General features: G+C 60.0%; 15 protein-coding genes. 10 read left to right on the top strand and 5 right to left on the bottom strand.

All coding sequences use genetic code 11. The features are described from left to right. The first annotated feature begins 44 nt into the window (after window positions 1–44). A complete protein-coding gene (locus HGP31_RS09415; protein ID WP_020798505.1) occupies window positions 45–569 on the top strand; it encodes a DUF6586 family protein in 525 nt (174 codons plus the stop codon). Between the two features lie 142 nt (window positions 570–711). After that, window positions 712–945, top strand: coding sequence for a hypothetical protein (locus tag HGP31_RS09420; RefSeq protein ID WP_008064452.1), 234 nt, complete (start codon window positions 712–714; stop codon window positions 943–945). Between the two features lie 82 nt (window positions 946–1,027). Here HGP31_RS09420 and sulA read toward each other — a convergent pair whose 3' ends face one another. Together sulA and lexA are read right to left on the bottom strand one after the other, a co-directional pair. Further along, window positions 1,028–1,501, bottom strand: a complete 474-nt coding sequence (gene sulA / locus HGP31_RS09425; protein ID WP_020798503.1) for an SOS-induced cell division inhibitor SulA — start codon at window positions 1,499–1,501, stop codon at window positions 1,028–1,030. Between the two features lie 10 nt (window positions 1,502–1,511). Next, the gene (lexA, locus tag HGP31_RS09430; RefSeq protein ID WP_008064450.1) at window positions 1,512–2,120 is read right to left on the bottom strand and encodes a transcriptional repressor LexA; all 609 of its coding nucleotides are present in this window, start codon (window positions 2,118–2,120) and stop codon (window positions 1,512–1,514) included. Between the two features lie 229 nt (window positions 2,121–2,349). On the opposite strand from lexA, the gene HGP31_RS09435 reads away from it, so the two are divergent. The 3 genes from HGP31_RS09435 to HGP31_RS09445 all read left to right on the top strand — a co-directional run bounded on the left by HGP31_RS09435 (window position 2,350) and on the right by HGP31_RS09445 (window position 4,979). After that, window positions 2,350–3,057 carry a TetR/AcrR family transcriptional regulator gene (locus HGP31_RS09435; protein WP_020798502.1) on the top strand — a complete coding sequence of 236 codons (708 nt, stop codon included), beginning with the start codon at window positions 2,350–2,352 and terminating at the stop codon, window positions 3,055–3,057. Between the two features lie 158 nt (window positions 3,058–3,215). After that, entirely contained in the window at window positions 3,216–4,226 is a 1,011-nt protein-coding gene (gene nagZ, locus HGP31_RS09440; RefSeq protein ID WP_020798500.1) for a beta-N-acetylhexosaminidase, read from the top strand. A 12-nt stretch (window positions 4,227–4,238) separates the two neighbouring features. Then, window positions 4,239–4,979: an S-methyl-5'-thioinosine phosphorylase gene (locus HGP31_RS09445; RefSeq protein ID WP_168757538.1), complete on the top strand. Its 741-nt coding sequence runs from the start codon at window positions 4,239–4,241 to the stop codon at window positions 4,977–4,979. A gap of 110 nt (window positions 4,980–5,089) precedes the next feature. On the opposite strand, the gene HGP31_RS09450 is transcribed toward HGP31_RS09445, so the two are convergent. From HGP31_RS09450 to mfd, 3 genes are read right to left on the bottom strand one after another with little or no spacing between them, the layout of a single operon-like run. Next, the gene (locus HGP31_RS09450) at window positions 5,090–7,783 is read right to left on the bottom strand and encodes a DEAD/DEAH box helicase (protein ID WP_168757539.1); all 2,694 of its coding nucleotides are present in this window, start codon (window positions 7,781–7,783) and stop codon (window positions 5,090–5,092) included. A gap of 11 nt (window positions 7,784–7,794) precedes the next feature. Then, window positions 7,795–8,361 carry a CsiV family protein gene (locus HGP31_RS09455; protein ID WP_083348551.1) on the bottom strand — a complete coding sequence of 189 codons (567 nt, stop codon included), beginning with the start codon at window positions 8,359–8,361 and terminating at the stop codon, window positions 7,795–7,797. 10 nt (window positions 8,362–8,371) lie between these two features. Next, the gene (gene mfd, locus HGP31_RS09460) at window positions 8,372–11,821 is read right to left on the bottom strand and encodes a transcription-repair coupling factor (protein ID WP_083348552.1); all 3,450 of its coding nucleotides are present in this window, start codon (window positions 11,819–11,821) and stop codon (window positions 8,372–8,374) included. A 362-nt stretch (window positions 11,822–12,183) separates the two neighbouring features. Between mfd and HGP31_RS09465 the strand changes: the two genes are divergently transcribed. From HGP31_RS09465 to HGP31_RS09480, 5 genes are all read left to right on the top strand, one after another. Continuing rightward, complete coding sequence (locus tag HGP31_RS09465; protein ID WP_168757540.1) at window positions 12,184–13,647, top strand: glyceraldehyde-3-phosphate dehydrogenase; 1,464 nt, start codon at window positions 12,184–12,186, stop codon at window positions 13,645–13,647. A 232-nt stretch (window positions 13,648–13,879) separates the two neighbouring features. Beyond that, window positions 13,880–14,122, top strand: a complete 243-nt coding sequence (locus tag HGP31_RS30455) for a hypothetical protein (protein ID WP_240963510.1) — start codon at window positions 13,880–13,882, stop codon at window positions 14,120–14,122. Window positions 14,123–14,146: 24 nt separating this feature from the next. Beyond that, the gene (locus HGP31_RS30460; RefSeq protein ID WP_240963528.1) at window positions 14,147–14,365 is read left to right on the top strand and encodes a hypothetical protein; all 219 of its coding nucleotides are present in this window, start codon (window positions 14,147–14,149) and stop codon (window positions 14,363–14,365) included. Between the two features lie 128 nt (window positions 14,366–14,493). Continuing rightward, window positions 14,494–15,906 (top strand): PAAR domain-containing protein, encoded by a 1,413-nt coding sequence (locus HGP31_RS09475; protein WP_168757541.1) that lies wholly within the window; start codon window positions 14,494–14,496, stop codon window positions 15,904–15,906. Beyond that, complete coding sequence (locus HGP31_RS09480) at window positions 15,903–16,280, top strand: hypothetical protein (RefSeq protein ID WP_033040761.1); 378 nt, start codon at window positions 15,903–15,905, stop codon at window positions 16,278–16,280. Before HGP31_RS09475 ends, HGP31_RS09480 begins: the two co-directional genes overlap by 4 nt. Window positions 16,281–16,825: the final 545 nt, after the last annotated feature.

Consider the following 16,825-nt stretch of genomic DNA (forward strand, 5'->3'; position numbering starts at 1 on the left):
TCTGACCTGCGTGAAGCAATTATTTCGTTGTGGAGGCTGCCGTCATGGCCCACGAACTCTATACCCGTACCAACCAGAAGATTTATTTCGCCGGCCTGTCGCTGGAAGCGCTCGCCAAGGCCGAACAGGGGCGGGCGATGAATGCCTTGGCGCTGATCCAGGCGGAGCGAGAATCGGCGTTGTTTCATCTCTACGGAGCCTTGTTGGGCTTGTGTCACGAAATCGCCGGTTTCTATCGTTTGCCCCAGGCTAATGCTTCCCGGGCCGAATCGTTGCTGACCCGCGAAGTGCTGGAAAGTATCGCCATTCCGGAAATGGCCGAGATGGTCGAGCTGGCCAACAACCCGGAAACCTGGCTGGCCAAGTTGCTGGCCGCCCATGCTGCGTTGTTCCAGCCGCCTCGAGCGCCGCGCAAGCCTAAAGGTGATGTGACGCAGCCGTTGATCGTGGCGGTAAATCTCGATGAAGAAGAGGCACCTCAGGAGCTGGGTCGTGAGGAGCTGGAGAGCTGGCGGCAAAACCTGAAAAGCCTGGCCATCCGTTTTCGCGAAGGCTTGAACGAGTGCTGATCAACTAAACAGCGCAGCAGGCGACCCTTGGGGTTGTTTGCTCGGCTGCCGAGTCATTTTTGCAAGGGTATCTGGTCAAGATCCCGAGCGAAGCTTGGCTGATGCCTATATAATGCTCGCCTTCCGTGGAGAACAGACCTTTATGCCAACGTCCTTTCTAGAAATTGTCGAGTTACCAGACGGCCGAATCGAACTGCGCAGGGCAGAGGACGAGGGTTCTCTGGTTACTTTGGATTTCTCCGAGGATGCCAAGGCGTTCCTGCAAGGCCAGCACGTGGAAGTCGCCAAGGCGATGTTGAGCGTCGGTGTGCAGATGGCGGGACGTATGGTTGAAGGTGAATTCGAGAAGGAAGAGGGGCCGCGGGTCCTTCATTGATCTCCGCCTGTCGGTTTTTCCGGCACTGCCTTCAATAGGCTTCTCTATCCTTGCAGAAGCCACTCGCGTTCAGCGTGTGCCGTTAACCCAGTCGAATATTCAGGCTTTGAGCGTCCCCGGTCCGGGCGGCGCTGATCAGTTGTTGCCGTGAGATTTTGCTCAACGGGTTGAGCCAGCTGACCACTGTGTGGCTGCGACCAAGGCGAAGGGCTTCGCAAGTCAGTTGCTGGGCGCTTTGGGCGCCACGGGGTTGTAGCAGCAGGATGCGTTCGCGATTGAGTCCGGCATCCCTCAGCCAGGCCTGGGTCAGGCTGGCAGGCGGGGCGATCAGGGTCAGCCAGCGAGCATCCTGGTCCTGGCTGAGCTCGCGCAGGATCGGCGCCAGAAGGTTCAGGCAGTTCCCGGCTGCACCACGCAAAGACAGTTCACTGAACACTTCGGGTTCGGCGCTCCAGGGCGACTCCACTTCCTTCAGGATTGGCGCCATTGGCTGTGCCATGAATGCCTCGAACTGAAGCGGCAGTTGTGCTTGCTGTGATGTGTAGGGGAACTGCATAAAGCCTCCTTTAGCGGCGAATGACGCCGACGCTCAAGCCTTCGATCACCAGTTCCTGATCTTTCAGGTTCACTTCGATAGGGGCAAACTCGGGGTTTTCAGCCAGCAACCAGACTTTGCTACCGTCGCGCTTGAAGCGCTTGACGGTGACTTCGTCGCCGATTCGCGCAACCACGATCTGGCCGTTGCGGGCTTCGCGGGTGGTGTGGACGGCCAGCAGGTCGCCGTCGAAGATACCCACATCCTTCATGCTCATGCCGTGCACGCGCAGCAGGTAATCGGCGCGTGGGTGGAAGAACGCAGGGTTGATGTTGCAGGACTCTTCAACGTGTTGCTGGGCGAGGATCGGCGCGCCAGCCGCGACGCGGCCAATGATTGGCAGGCTGGAGTCGTCGGCCTTGGCCTCGAAACCGGGAATGCGAATACCGCGCGAAGCTCCCGGAGTCATCTCGATCGCGCCCTTGCGGGCCAGCGCCTTGAGGTGTTCTTCTGCCGCGTTAGGCGATTTGAAACCCAGTTCCTGAGCGATTTCCGCGCGGGTCGGCGGGTAGCCGTTGTCTTCCAGGCAGCGTTTGATAAAGGCCAGAATCTCGGCTTGGCGTGGCGTCAGCTTTAGCATATTGATCGCTCTGTCTTTTTATACAGTGACTGGGATTATATACAGTGGAACGGTCTTGGCAATGCCCCTTTTTTTGTGCGCCGCCAGACGGTCGCTCAACCGGCTGATGGAAGCTTTGCGGTTGTGTGGTTAAATGCATGACCGACCATTCCCGAAACGAACTGCCAGACTTGACAACGCACGGGCTGAAACGTATGTTTCAAACAAGTGTTTGTCAGGCGGAGTAGCCATGGCCCAGTCGGAAACCGTTGAACGCATTCTCGATGCTGCCGAGCAGTTGTTCGCGGAAAAAGGTTTCGCCGAAACCTCGTTGCGTTTGATCACCAGCAAAGCGGGTGTGAACCTGGCGGCGGTGAACTATCACTTCGGTTCCAAGAAGGCGCTGATCCAGGCCGTCTTCTCGCGCTTCCTGGGGCCATTCTGCATCAGCCTCGATAAAGAGTTGGAGCGGCGCCAGGCCAAGCCAGATAACAAGCCTTCGCTCGAGGAATTGCTGGAAATCCTCGTCGAGCAAGCCCTGGTGGTGCAGCCACGCAGCGGCAACGACCTGTCCATTTTCATGCGATTGCTCGGACTGGCCTTCAGCCAGAGCCAGGGGCATTTGCGCCGCTACCTGGAAGATATGTACGGCAAGGTGTTTCGCCGCTACATGTTGCTGGTCAACGAGGCTGCCCCGCGCATCCCGCCGATCGAACTGTTCTGGCGCGTGCACTTCATGCTGGGTGCGGCCGCGTTCAGTATGTCCGGTATCAAGGCCTTGCGCGCCATCGCCGAAACCGACTTCGGGGTCAATACCTCCATCGAGCAGGTCATGCGCCTGATGGTGCCGTTCCTGGCAGCCGGCATGCGTGCCGAATCCGGTGTCACCGACTCGGCCATGGCCACCGCGCAACTGCGTCCTCGTAGCAAATCGACACCGGTTGCCGCCAAGGTTTAGCCGCTCATGGGTGGGCGCGGCAGCTGACATCCGATAAGCTAGCCGCCCATGCCGACTCTCGTTTTGAACCCGTTCCCACCGATGATCGCCGACCTCCCGGGTGCAGCCCAGGGCGGCGTATCGTTGCGAGCCGGGTTTATCGTTATCAAGGAATTGTTATGACTGCTGGCCTGCAAGGCTCGTTGATGGTGGACGTCGCCGGTACCTGGCTGACGGCGGAAGATCGCCAATTGTTGCGCCAGCCCGAAGTGGGCGGCCTGATCATTTTCGCCCGCAACATCGAACATCCGCGCCAGGTCCGCGAGTTGAGCGCGGCGATCCGCGCCATTCGTCCCGACCTGCTGCTGGCGGTGGATCAGGAGGGTGGGCGGGTCCAGCGCCTGCGCCAGGGTTTCGTGCGACTGCCGGCGATGCGCGCCATTGCCGACAACCCGAACGCCGAATACCTGGCCGAACAGTGCGGCTGGATCATGGCTACCGAGGTGCTGGCCGTTGGCCTGGACCTGAGCTTTGCCCCGGTGCTGGATCTCGATCACCAGCGCAGCGCCGTGGTCGGGACCCGTTCGTTCGAAGCGGATCCGCAGCGTGCCGCGCTGCTGGCCGGTGCGTTCATTCGCGGCATGAACAGCGCGGGCATGGCCGCCACCGGCAAGCATTTCCCTGGCCACGGCTGGGCCGAGGCGGATTCCCACGTCGCGATCCCCAATGACGAGCGCAGCCTCGAGCAGATTCGTGCCCATGACCTGGTGCCTTTCGCCAAGTTGAGCAAACAGCTGGCCGCCGTCATGCCTGCCCACGTTATTTATCCACAGGTCGATACCCAGCCGGCGGGCTTCTCGCGGCGCTGGCTGCAGGACATCCTGCGGGGCGAACTGCAGTTCGACGGGGTAATTTTCAGCGACGACCTGTCCATGGCCGGTGCCCACGTGGTGGGCGATGCCGCCAGCCGTATCGAAGCGGCGTTGACCGCCGGCTGCGACATGGGCCTGGTGTGCAACGACCGCGCAGCCGCCGAACTGGCCTTGAGTGCTGCCCAGCGTTTGCAGGTCAAGCCGTCGGCGCGCATTGCACGGATGCGCGGCCAGGCGCATGCGAGCACCGAATACCGCCAGGACCCGCGCTGGTTGGCGGCCGTCGGTGCGCTCAGGGATGCACAACTTATCGATTGAGAAGGGGGCGCCATGACGGTTTACGCGATTATCGGCGGCAGCGGCCTGACCCGGCTGGAAGGCCTGCAGATTCGCCAGTCATTGGCGCTGGACACTCCCTACGGCGCGCCGTCTGCAGAAGTGCAGATTGGCGAATATGCCGGCAGCGACGTGCTGTTTCTCGCCCGTCATGGTCACCCGCACCGTTTTGCGCCGCACCGGGTGAATTATCGCGCCAATCTCTGGGCGCTGAAGCAGGCCGGTGCCGAGGCCATCCTGGCAGTCAACGCAGTGGGCGGCATCAACGGGGCGATGGGTACCGGGCATTTCTGCGTGCCGCATCAATTGATCGACTACACCAGTGGTCGCGAGCACAGCTACTTTGCCGATGACCTGGAGCCGGTGACCCATATCGATTTCACCTACCCCTACAGCGAATCGCTACGCCAGCGCTTGATTGCAGCGCTGGTGGCCGAAGGCGCGGGTTTCAGCGATCGGGGCGTCTATGCCTGCATGCAGGGTCCGCGGCTGGAAACCGCCGCCGAGATCCTGCGCCTGGAGCGCGATGGTTGCGACATCGTTGGCATGACCGGGATGCCCGAAGCGGCCCTGGCCCGCGAGCTGCAGCTGGATTACGCCTGCCTGGCGCTGGTGGTGAATCCGGCAGCGGGCAAGTCGGCATCGGTGATCAGCATGGCAGAGATCGAGCGAGCGTTAGGAGAGGGGATGGTCAGGGTGAGGTCTACGTTGGCGCGGGTGCTCCGGGCTGACTAGCCGATATACCGAGTCGCTCCCTTCGCGAGCAGGCTCGCTCCCACAGGTTCGGTGACATTCCTGTGGGAGCGAGCCTGCTCGCGAAAGCAATCTACCCGGCGCCGCAGTTTTCAGCGCTTCTCCAGCTTATCCGGCAACGGCGCAAACAGCGCCTCGATGTCATCGCTCTGCAACTTCCAGTCCCCGGCCTGCCGCCCATCCAGCACGCCCGCAGCCAGGTCGGATTTTTCCTTCTGCAGGTGCTGGATCTTCTCTTCCACCGTGCCGCGGGCGATCAGTTTGTAGACGAACACCGGCTTTTCCTGGCCGATGCGATAGGCGCGGTCGGTGGCCTGGTTTTCCGTTGCCGGGTTCCACCAGGGGTCGTAATGAATCACGGTATCGGCTTCCGTCAGGTTCAGGCCAACACCACCGGCCTTCAGGCTGATGAGAAAGATCTGACGCTTGCCGCTCTGGAATTCCTTCACCGGTGTGCGACGGTCGCGGGTCTGTCCGGTCAGTAGCGCGTAGGGCACGCCGCGCTTGTTCAGTTCTTCTTCGATCAATGCCAGCATTGAGGTGAACTGCGAGAACAATAGAATCTTGCGGCCTTCCTCGAACAGCTCTTCGAGCATTTCCATCAGGCTGTCGAGCTTGCCCGAGGTGCTGCCCCGCGCCGGAAGGGTGGCTTCATTGACCAGGCGCAGATCGCAACACACCTGGCGCAGCTTGAGCAGCGCCTCGAGGATGATGATCTGACTGCGCGCCACGCCCTTGCGGGTGATTTCGTCGCGGACTTTCTTGTCCATGGCCAGGCGCATGGTTTCGTACAGGTCGCGCTGGGTTTCGTTGAGTTCGACCCAGTGGATGATCTCGGTTTTCGGCGGCAACTCGGTTGCCACCTGTTCCTTGGTGCGACGCAGCAGGAAGGGTTTGATCCGGCTGTTGAGGTGTTGAAGCCTGACTTCGCTGGCGCGCTTTTCGATGGGTACCCGGTAATCACTGTTGAAGCTTTTGACGTCGCCGAGCCAGCCCGGCAGCAGGAAGTGAAACAGTGACCACAGTTCGCCCAGGTGGTTTTCCAGTGGCGTGCCGCTCAGGCACAGGCGCTGGCGGGCATTGAGCTCACGGGCAGCCTGGGCGGCCTTGCTGTTGGGGTTCTTGATGTATTGCGCTTCGTCCAGTACCAGCACGTGCAAGGGCTGCGCCGCCAGGCGTTCCACGTCTTTGGGCAGCAAGGCATAGGTGGTCAGGATCAGGTCGTAATCGGCGAGGTTGTCGAAATGTTTTTTGCGACTGGCGCCGTACAGTGCCAGTACCTTGAGTTGCGGAGTGAAGTGCGCCGCTTCGTCGATCCAGTTGGGAATCAGGCTGGTGGGCATCACCACCATGCAGGGGCGATCGAGGCGACCGGCGTTTTTCTCGCTGAGGATGTGCGCCAGGGTCTGCAGGGTTTTGCCCAGGCCCATGTCGTCCGCGAGGATGCCGCCGACTTCCAGTTGGCGTAACGACTGCATCCAGCTCAGGCCCTCGAGCTGATAGGGGCGCAGTGTCGCGTTCAGGCCGTCCGGCGCCGAGGCGGTGTAGTCCTTGATGTCGCGCAGGCGTTGGGCAAAGCTGCGGATCTGCTCGCCACCTTCCCAGAGCAGTGGCAGGTCTTCCAGCGAGTTGAGACGCGTGGCGTCGGCCTTGCTCAGGCGCAGCGTGGTTTCGCCAGGTTCTTGAAGGTAGAACTCTCCAAGCGTCGCCAATACCGGTTTCAGGCGGCCGAAGGGCAGGGCGACTTGCAGCGGGCCGTGCTCGGCGTTCGGCCGGCTGGGTATGTTGACCAGGATCAGCTCGTCGTCGCGCCGGCGAGCGAGGCGTTCCGGATTGAGCAGTTCGGTGTGGGAACGCATCAGGTTCAACAGGATCGGCAACAGGCTCAACCGCTCGCCATTGACGATGATCCCCAGCTCCAGGTCGAACCAGTCGCGCTCCGGAACCTGTTCGACCGTGGCGTACCAGTCGTCCACGGCCGTCAGGTCGAAGCCGAAGTCTTCGTTGATCTGCAGCTCCCAACCCTGGGTGCGCAACTTTGGCAGTTCATTGAGGGTGAAGGTCAGCCAGGCGCTGTCGTTGACCATCTCGAACAGTTCGCCAGCGCTTTCCGGCAGGGCCTTGCTTTGCCGGGTGGCGATCTTGAAACCGAGGATTCGCAGCTGCTCCCGGTAGGACTGTTCGACGTCCGGGTGGCGTTTTATCCGCAGTGTCTGGGTCTCCTGGCGAATCAGGATGTCGGCATTCTTCTGGCCTGAAACGTACTCGTCCAGGTAACCGAAAGACAACGCCGCGCGATGCTGGATGTAACGCTGCATCCGCCCGTTGCGCGGTTCGAAGGCGCTGAACTCAATGCTCGCCAGCCACAGGCGCGGTACCGGTTGCACGTTGTCCACCAGCACTTGCGGTGGTGCCTTGGGGCTGCGGTTTTCCAGCACCGCCTGGAGTTTTTCCAGGAGTTCGGCGTCTTTGGCGGCGGCGGGGTAGTCGAGGGTTTCCTGGATTTGCAGGAGCACCGCCGCGCAATGTTTGCAGTTGCTGTGCACCGGGCAGGAGCAGGTGGCATCGACCATCAGCAAGGTGCCTTTGGCCGACTCGCGCAGGCGAATGGTCTGACGGTAAACGTTACCGCCAGAGCCTTCGCACGCCGCGGTGATCGTCGCGTCGCCGACCTCGACGATCCTGACGCGATTCTCCAGGGCATACCGGCGACCGCGCTCCAGGCTCTGTTCCTTGAATCGGCTGACCCAGGAAGGTGCCAGGGGTTTGCTCAGGGTCGCGGACATGGGGGGCTCGATCAGTCCGGGACGACTTCAGGGGCTTCCCGGGGAGCGGGCGCCGTCAATGAGGTGATCTTGATCAGCAGGCCCAGGTGGCCGTTGTCGAGGAAATTGAGCTGGCCGTTCTTGGTATGGCTTTCCTGTTTCAGGCGTTCGCTGGCGGTCACCAGGCCGTCTTCGTTGAACTGGTTGACCCAGAAATCGGCATCTACATCGGTGAAGCGTCCCAGCGTCAGGTTCAGGGTGCCTTCGATCGGGTACTGGCCGTACTGTTCCTTGCCGTCGCTGACCGCCACCTTGACCGGTGTCTCGCCGAGCGTCTGCTGCCACGCCTTGTGCAGCAGCACGCTGTATTCATTGCTGGCGGTGAGTTTTTCCACTTCGTTGTTGAGGCTCGGCGTGCGCAGGCTGTCGGGGCTGACGGTTTGCGCGCCTGCGGCCCAGTCTTCCGGAGCGGCACGGCTGATAATCGCCGGCACGGCATTCTGCCGCACCAGAATCATTTCAATCTGATACAGGTCATCGGCAAACACCGAAGGGGCGACCAGGGTTATCAACAAGGTCAGTGAGCGAAACAGGCGCATGCGGCGTCCTTCAAGCAGTTTTCGGGATAAGACGCTCAAACAGCGCCTCTACAGTATTAAAGCGTTCTTCCGGGCGCTCCATCGGGACCTGGAATTTAAACATCGTCGCGCCTTCGAATTTGTAGCGCTTGGGCTGGCTCTGGATCAACTTGATCAGGGTCAGGGGGTCGACCGGGGTTTGTGTCGCGAATTCGATTCGACCACCCTGCGGGCCGCCGTCGACTTTCTTGATGCCCAGCAATTCGGCCTGCAATTTCAGTGCGGTGATGCGCATCAGGTTCTTGGTCGGCTCGGGCAACAGGCCGAAACGGTCGATCATCTCGACCTGCAGGTCCTTGAGGCCGTCCTCGTCGGTGGCCGAAGCGATGCGCTTGTAGAGAATCAGGCGGGCATGGACGTCCGGCAGATAGTCTTCGGGAATCAACGCCGGTACGCGCAGGTTGACTTCCGGACCACCGCCCAGCGGTTGATCGAGGTTGGGCTGTTCGCCCTTGCGGATCGACTTCACCGCGCGCTCGAGCATTTCCATGTACAGCGTGAAACCGACCGCCTGGATCTGCCCGCTCTGGCCGTCGCCAAGCAATTCGCCGGCGCCGCGGATTTCCAGGTCGTTGGTGGCGAGCACAAAGCCCGCGCCGAGGTCCTGGGTGTTGGCGATCGCTTCCAGGCGCTTTTCCGCGTCCGCGGTGATCTGCTGGCGCGGCGGCGTCAGCAGGTAGGCGTAGGCCTGGTGGTGACTGCGACCGACCCGACCGCGCAGCTGGTGCAGCTGCGCCAGGCCGAACTTGTCAGCGCGCTCGATGATGATGGTGTTGGCGCTCGGTACGTCGATGCCGGTCTCGATGATGGTCGAGGCGATCAGCACGTTGAAGCGCTTGTGGTAGAAGTCGCTCATCACCTGTTCGAGTTCGCGCTCGCGCATCTGCCCGTGGCCGATGCCGATCCGCGCTTCCGGTACCAGTTCGGCGAGGTCGGCGGCGCATTTCTCGATGGTCTTGACGTCGTTGTGCAGATAATAGACCTGGCCGCCGCGCAGCAGCTCACGTAGCAGGGCCTCTTTAACCGTGCTCTTGTTCTGCTCCATGACGAAGGTGCGCACCGACAGGCGACGGGCCGGCGGCGTGGCAATGATCGACAGGTCGCGCATGCCCGACACGGCCATGTTCAGCGTGCGCGGAATCGGCGTTGCGGTCAGGGTGAGGATGTCGACTTCGCTGCGCAGCGCCTTGAGCTGTTCTTTCTGGCGGACACCGAAGCGGTGTTCTTCGTCGATGATCACCAGGCCCAGGTTTTTGATTTTCACATCGTCGGACAGCAGCTTGTGCGTGCCGATGACAATGTCGATCTTGCCTTCGGCCAGGTCGGCGATCGCCGCGTTCACCTCTTTGGCCGACTTGAAGCGGCTCATCACTTCCACGCTCACCGGCCAGTCGGCGAAGCGGTCGCGGAAGCTGTTGTAGTGCTGCTGGGCGAGCAGGGTGGTCGGTACCAGGATCGCCACCTGGCGACCGCCGTGCACCGCAATGAACGCTGCGCGCATGGCCACTTCGGTCTTGCCGAAGCCGACGTCGCCACACACCAGGCGATCCATCGGCTTGGGCGCGAGCATGTCTTCGCGCACCGCTTCGATGGTGGTTTGCTGGTCTGGCGTTTCTTCGAACGGGAAGCCGGCGCTGAAGGTGGCGTAATCGGCTTTCGGGTCGGCGAAGGCATACCCTTCACGCGCGGCGCGGCGTGCGTAGATATCGAGCAATTCAGCCGCGACGTCGCGCACCTGTTCAGCGGCCTTGCGCTTGGCTTTTTGCCAGGTCTCGGAGCCCAGGCGATGCAACGGGGCGAGGGCGTCGTCGCTGCCGGTGTAGCGGGCGATCAGGTGCAGGTTGGCCACCGGCACGTAAAGCTTGGCGTTTTCCGCGTATTCAAGGGTGAGGAATTCGGCGGCCTGGTTGTCGATTTCCAGGATCGTCAGCCCCAGGTAGCGGCCGACACCGTGATCGATGTGCACCACCGGCGCGCCTTCGCGCAGCTCGGTGAGGTTCTTGATGACCGCGTCGTTGTTGGCGTCGGCGCGCTTCTCACGGCGTCGGCGCTGCATCACGCGCTGGCCGAACAACGGGCTTTCGGCGACCAGCGCCAGGGCCGGATCATCCAGCAGCAGGCCTTCGTCCAGCGGCGCGATGGTGATCGCCAGGCGCTCCTTGCTGGCGACAAAGTCCGGCCAGCTGTCGACGGTCTTCGGTCGCAGCTTCAGGCGTTCCAGCAGTTCGAGCAGCACTTCGCGACGGCCCGCGGATTCGGCAGTGAACAGCACGCGCCCAGGGAACTCGTCGAGGAAACCCGAGAGCGCCGCCAGCGGCTGGGTGGCCTTGGCTTCGATGGCCAGGTTCGGCAATTCCCTTGCGGGGAAGCGCTCGCGGCCAGCGCCGGACTCCACATCCTGTTGGCTGGCGACCACTCGCGGCCAGTTTTTCAGGCGGGCGAAGCAGTCTTCTACTGGCAGGAACAACTCGGCAGGCGGTAATAAAGGACGCGAAGGATCGACGCGCCGCTCTTCATAACGATTGCGCACGTCGTTCCAGAAATTTTCCGCGGCCTGCTCGATGCCTGGCAACGAGAACACTTGCGTGTCCTGAGGCAGGTAATCGAACAGCGTCGAGGTTTCTTCGAAGAACAGCGGCAGGTAGTACTCGATGCCGGCGGGGGTAATCCCGCTGTTCAGGTCCTGGAAGATCGGGCAGCGCCGGAAGTCGACATCGAAGCGCTCGCGAAACCGTGCCTTGAAGCGGGTGACGGCTTCTTTCTCCAGCGGGAATTCCTTGGCCGGCAGCAGCTTGACCGAATCGACCTTGTCGATGGAGCGCTGGTTTTCCGGGTCGAAGGTGCGCAGGGTTTCGATTTCGTCGTCGAACAGGTCGATCCGGTAAGGCAGCTTGCTGCCCATCGGGAACAGGTCGATCAAGGAGCCGCGCACGGTGAATTCGCCATGTTCGTACACGGTATCGACGTAGCGATAGCCTGTGGCCTCGAGGCGGGTGCGCATTTGCTCGACGTCTAGCTTCTGGCCGACGTCCAGGACCAGGCTGCTGCCGAGCAAAAATTTGGTCGGCGCCAGGCGGTGCAGCGCAGTGGTGATCGGCACCACCAGCACGCCATGACTCAGTTCCGGCAATCGATAAAGCGCCGAAATGCGCTGGGAAATGATGTCCTGGTGCGGCGAGAACAGGTCGTAGGGCAGGGTTTCCCAGTCGGGGAAATGCAGCACGGGCAAATCCGGGGCGAAGAAACCCAGCTCCTGTTCCAGTCGTTCGGCACTTTGGCTGTCGGCTGTGAGCAGCAGGGTAAAGCGCTTGGCAGCGCTGGCGGCCTCGGCGATGGCCAGGCTCAGGGCGGCACCGGGCAGGTTGCCCCAGTGCTGTTTACCTGCCGCGGCAGGGAGAAGCGGTAGACGCAGAACGGGCACGGAAGGTTGAGCTCCAAGCGTTGCGACAAAGTCGGTAATTGTAGCGGTCCCGGGTGCCGGCTGTCAGTCGCAGATGTGTCTATTACGCGGGTAAGGAAAAATGTAGTGGTAAAGACAAAATCGCGGTGTTTTTTACCGGAAATTAGCGATTATGTAGTGGCAAAACCAACCGGTGTTACGGATGGTTACGGATAAGGTTGCGCTGTCCCCAAAAAATTGACGAAGCTGGAGGCCCCGGTTTCATTGGGTTTCAGCGGTGCGCGATTTTTTTGAAAGGGATTTTGTTACTGGCGGTGCGACAAGCGCGCATTGCTACACGAGGCGCGCGGCGGCATAATGTAGCCCCTTTTTTCTGCCCCTACATGTGGAAGGTTCCCGTGACTCAGAAGCCCGACCAGTGTCTTGGTGAATGGATCGACCGTGAAGCACTCGCAGAAGCGATGATTCCGCTTATCGGTCAGCTTTACCGCAATAACAATGTGGTGAGCTCGATCTATGGCCGCAGCCTGATCAATCGTTCAGTCATTGCGATTCTCAAAGCTCACCGCTTTGCTCGTCACCGTCAAACCGACGATACCGAGCTGTCCGTCCACGAAACATTCCCGCTGCTCAAGGCGATGAGCGAGCTCAAGCTCGGCGCCGCTTCGGTAGACCTGGGCAAGCTGGCAGCCAAGTTCAAGGCTGAAGGCAATGGCCGTACTGCCGAGCAGTTCGTGCGTGAAGAACTGGCCGACGTGGTTGGCCAGCAGAACGCTTCCGCCCGCAAAGGCACCGACGTTGTCCTGTACGGCTTCGGTCGTATCGGCCGTCTGCTGGCGCGCATCCTGATCGAAAAAACCGGTGGCGGCGACGGCCTGCGCCTGCGCGCAATCGTCGTGCGCAAGGGCGCCGAGAACGACCTGGTCAAGCGTGCCAGCCTGCTGCGTCGCGACTCGGTTCATGGCCCGTTCGATGGCACCATTACCATCGATGAAGCCAACAACACCATCACCGCCAACGGCAACCTGATCCAGGTTATCTACGCCAAGAGCCCGACCGAAGTCGACTACACCCAGTACGGCATCGAGAACGCACTGATCGTCGACAACACCGGTGTATGGCGTGACGCCGACGGCCTGGGCCAGCACCTGGCCTGCCCGGGCGCTGGCCGCGTGATCCTCACCGCACCTGGCAAGGGCGCGCTGAAGAACATCGTGCACGGCATCAACCATGGCGACATCAGCCCTGACGACAAGATCATCTCGGCCGCTTCCTGCACCACCAACGCCATCGTGCCGGTGCTGAAGGCTGTGAATGACAAGTTCGGCATCGTCAACGGCCACGTCGAAACCGTTCACTCGTTCACCAACGACCAGAACCTGATCGACAACTTCCACAAGGGCAGCCGTCGTGGCCGCGCCGCGCCGCTGAACATGGTAATCACCGAGACCGGTGCCGCCACCGCAGCCGCCAAGGCACTGCCAGTGCTCAAGGGCAAGCTGACCGGCAACGCGATTCGCGTTCCTACGCCAAACGTGTCGATGGCCATCCTGAACCTGAACCTGGAAAAGGCCACCACCCGCGAAGAGATCAACGAGTACCTGCGCCAGATGGCCATGCACTCGGACCTGCACAAGCAGATCGACTACGTCAATTCGCAGGAAGTGGTTTCCACCGACTTCGTTGGCTCGCGCCACGCAGGCGTCGTGGACGCTGAAGCGACCATCACCCAGGATAACCGCGTTGTACTGTACGTCTGGTACGACAACGAATTCGGTTACAGCTGCCAGGTGGTTCGCGTGATGGAAGACATGGCCGGTGTAAACCCGCCAGCTTTCCCGCGCTAAGCTCCTTTAGCTGCACGTGAAAACGCCCCGACCTTGGTCGGGGCGTTTTTGTTTGTGCGTGAAGACTTTTTCTTACGGAATAAATGCTCTTTAGAAAGACTCTTGTAGGAAAAGGATTGTTTCTTTCGGCGAAACTTCTGAATCGTCTTTTTGACCCTGCCGTGAGGCTCGCAACGCTGTTAGCGTCCGCTGCATTATTTCTGAACACCCTTCCAAGGATAAGGAGTTTGAAATGAATGCACCCTTTCAGTTCTTGTGTGGCAATGCTGTTTCCCCAGAATACCTCCGCAGCCTGGACACCCCGCACTTCACTGAGCAGCACATTGCGCGATTCGATGAGGAAACCCAGGCGACTGTTCGCGAACAGCAGGCATACCTTGACGCTCATCCCGCCATCGCCATCTTCCGCTTTGCCACCGAGGGCAGCCATACCCGTAACGGCGGAGTGATCCAGCAAGGGACCGGACTGCAGTAGTTCAAGCTGGAAAATGGACAGTCGGTGCGTGGAGCGCGCAAAGGCGACTACGTCATGTATGTCGATGGCAGTACGGCGCAGATCATCACAGGCGCCGGGCAGGTTCACAATGATGTGGCGTTGGTCGGCAGCTTGCTCAGCAATGGCGACGAGATCATCAATACGCCACAGGGCGGCTACGTATTTATTGCGCGCGAAGGTGTCTCGATGGTCGAAGATTTTCTGCCAGCTATCGCGCACTGAACGATCAAGTCTGGCGCTGCCCACGGCCGTCTCAGTGCGGCGTTGCTTGAATGCTGACGCAGCTGACGGTAGCAACCCCTCGTCGTAAACCTTCTGGGCTCTACCGGAAGTCATGGAGAAGAAGTTCAATGAGAGAAGGACATTTCATCGGTTTGAATGACCGAACCACCTGTGGCGGCACAGTTCTCGATGGTGACACCCGGATCATGATGTATGGCGTTGCCCACGCCTGCGATGGTGATCGAGTCACCTGTGGAAAGGACAGAAAGACCTATCGGATCGTCGGTGGCATCTCGTACATGACCAGTCATGGAAGGCCCATGGCTGGCACCTTGGATAGCTACAGTAACTGCCCTTGTAGAGCCGGTCTGATCCCCTCGGTGCTCACGGCAACTTACACGAAAGCGGATGCTGCACCGCCGGTGTCCAGAAAATCGGCTGAGCCGACCGCCCCCGTCGCTAGCACTCAGCCGGCAGTGCCACGTCAATCCGGATTCGCCCCTTCAAGTCATCCGGCTCCAGCCGCATTCAACAAAGCAGACCTACCGGAACCCGGATTCTACGTTGTCCCCAACAGCATGACCCGCGAACAACTCGAGGCTGCTCTTTTCCCCTCTCGGCAACACGCCACCATGAGCAAGTTCCAGGCGCTCAACCCTGATCGAAGCGATCTCAAAGCCGGTTCAATGATCGTGCTGAGCGATCCGAGCAACACTTCCTGTACCTACCAGGAAGCCCAACTCATGCAAACCGCTCAACAGGTCAAGGCAGCCCTCGATCCCCTGACGCCAGCAGAAGCGGAATTCATGTTTCGCCACGGCGCCGAAATCGCCAGTTTTACCGGCGAGACTTCGACCTGGCTCGGTGTCAGTTCGGCGGTGATGGAAAAACACCTTTCCCGACTGCGTGACACCCTTCAAGCGATGGAACGTCTGCATCAAGCAACCTATCGCCAACACGGCCATCTTAAATCACCGCAATTCTTCGCCGAGCGCCAGCGCCTGCTCGCCCAGCTGGAAGCCCATCTACTGAATTCCACGCGCCTTCGTGGGGTGACCACATTGGGTGATCATCCCAAATTGAAGACTGCCCTCGGCATTTCCAGTCGTAGCCTGGTGCACCACTGGGACAAGGCCGGGGCGCCTGGGCAGATACCGGGTTATGCGACTCATGTGAATACGGTCAGTCGGGCTGCCAAGTACATGAGCACTGGTGGATACATCGGTATAGGAATTGGCGGGGTTTCTTCATTGTTGGCCATACAGGCGGTTTGTGTCGGGGATTCTGGCGCTGCTTGCGAGAAGGTTAAGTTTACTGAAGGGGGGAAATTTCTAGGGTCCACCGGTGGCGGCATTCTGGGCGCACGGCTAGGCCTGGTTGCCAGTGGTCCAATCTGCCTGGCACTTGGAGTCACTACTGGTATTGGAGGGGTTGTCTGCGTCGCTACGCTTATAGGTGTTGGGGCTTGGGTGGGTACGACCGATGGAGGTGAAAGGGGAGAGGTCATCGGTGAGACACTGTATGAGGCTATGCAGCCATGAACAGCAGTTGGCCTGTCTGGGCGGTTCTGATTTTCAATGGCGGGCCAATACTGCTGGGATTTGTGAGTTTCGCGTACGCCCTATACCTGGGACGTCACCTGGATGCCATGATGGAGGCTTTGAAGAACAGTCGTTGTATCTATATTTGGGGGCCAGGTCTGCGGAAACAGGGTTGGTTTGGGTGCTTTCTCTTAGTGACCAAAATTACCGGAGTGGTAATGATGCCAAAAACGTCAATCCGCCTCGGTGAACTGGACCCTGTCGATATTGAAAACTTTCCTCCATATCTAAAACGACTTCTGCAAGTTGATGCGGTGATACTGGTTGGTGGTGCAATTTGGCTGGTGGTTGCATGCTTACTGGTAAAAATATAAGGAGCTTGGTGGATATTCCAGTCTCTACAGGTATAGGTGGTGTCGTTTGTGTCGCAGCAATAGTTGGGGTTGGCGCGTTGGGGGGGACGACTGTTGGCAGTAAAGGAGGTGAGCTAGCAGGGGAAATACTCTATGAGAAAAATTGGCCATGACCTCCGAAGAATTTTGGGCGTCTTGGCTAGCTTTTTGGCTTGTGGCTGGCCCAATCCTTCTGAGTTACGTGAGCTTTTTTTACAGTCTGTACTTGAGTCGCTGTCACTTGGAGCGCCTTGTTGAGGCCTTGAGCGGTAGTCGCGATATCGTTATTAGCGCTGCAGGATTGATGCGAGGCGGATGGCTGAGTCGGATTATGTTAGTTGCAAAGATCACCTTTGTGGTGATGTGGCCTGGGCCGAGACTTCGTGCAGGGGATCTTGATCCTGATGATTTCCGTAACTTTCCTTTGAACTTGAAGCGACTGCTAAAAGCGAAGGCCATTCTGACGTGCGTCATTGTGGTTTGGGGAGCGATTGCGTTTGCACTAGTGGAGCTTAGGTAATTTAATG

It is taken from the genome of Pseudomonas umsongensis (genome assembly GCF_012647205.1).
Classification (GTDB): Bacteria; Pseudomonadota; Gammaproteobacteria; order Pseudomonadales; family Pseudomonadaceae; genus Aquipseudomonas; species Aquipseudomonas umsongensis.

What these genes read in the sequence shown, in the direction of transcription:
- HGP31_RS09420 (WP_008064452.1), top strand. Translation starts at nt 712, where the DNA reads ATGCCAACGTCCTTTCTAGAAATTGTCGAGTTACCAGACGGCCGAATC.
- HGP31_RS30455 (WP_240963510.1), top strand. Translation starts at nt 13,880, where the DNA reads ATGAATGCACCCTTTCAGTTCTTGTGTGGCAATGCTGTTTCCCCAGAA.
- HGP31_RS09455 (WP_083348551.1), bottom strand. Translation starts at nt 8,361, where the DNA reads ATGCGCCTGTTTCGCTCACTGACCTTGTTGATAACCCTGGTCGCCCCT.
- HGP31_RS09415 (WP_020798505.1), top strand. Translation starts at nt 45, where the DNA reads ATGGCCCACGAACTCTATACCCGTACCAACCAGAAGATTTATTTCGCC.
- HGP31_RS09475 (WP_168757541.1), top strand. Translation starts at nt 14,494, where the DNA reads ATGAGAGAAGGACATTTCATCGGTTTGAATGACCGAACCACCTGTGGC.
- HGP31_RS09435 (WP_020798502.1), top strand. Translation starts at nt 2,350, where the DNA reads ATGGCCCAGTCGGAAACCGTTGAACGCATTCTCGATGCTGCCGAGCAG.
- HGP31_RS09450 (WP_168757539.1), bottom strand. Translation starts at nt 7,783, where the DNA reads ATGTCCGCGACCCTGAGCAAACCCCTGGCACCTTCCTGGGTCAGCCGA.
- nagZ (WP_020798500.1), top strand. Translation starts at nt 3,216, where the DNA reads ATGACTGCTGGCCTGCAAGGCTCGTTGATGGTGGACGTCGCCGGTACC.
- sulA (WP_020798503.1), bottom strand. Translation starts at nt 1,501, where the DNA reads ATGCAGTTCCCCTACACATCACAGCAAGCACAACTGCCGCTTCAGTTC.
- lexA (WP_008064450.1), bottom strand. Translation starts at nt 2,120, where the DNA reads ATGCTAAAGCTGACGCCACGCCAAGCCGAGATTCTGGCCTTTATCAAA.
- HGP31_RS09480 (WP_033040761.1), top strand. Translation starts at nt 15,903, where the DNA reads ATGAACAGCAGTTGGCCTGTCTGGGCGGTTCTGATTTTCAATGGCGGG.
- HGP31_RS09465 (WP_168757540.1), top strand. Translation starts at nt 12,184, where the DNA reads ATGTGGAAGGTTCCCGTGACTCAGAAGCCCGACCAGTGTCTTGGTGAA.
- HGP31_RS09445 (WP_168757538.1), top strand. Translation starts at nt 4,239, where the DNA reads ATGACGGTTTACGCGATTATCGGCGGCAGCGGCCTGACCCGGCTGGAA.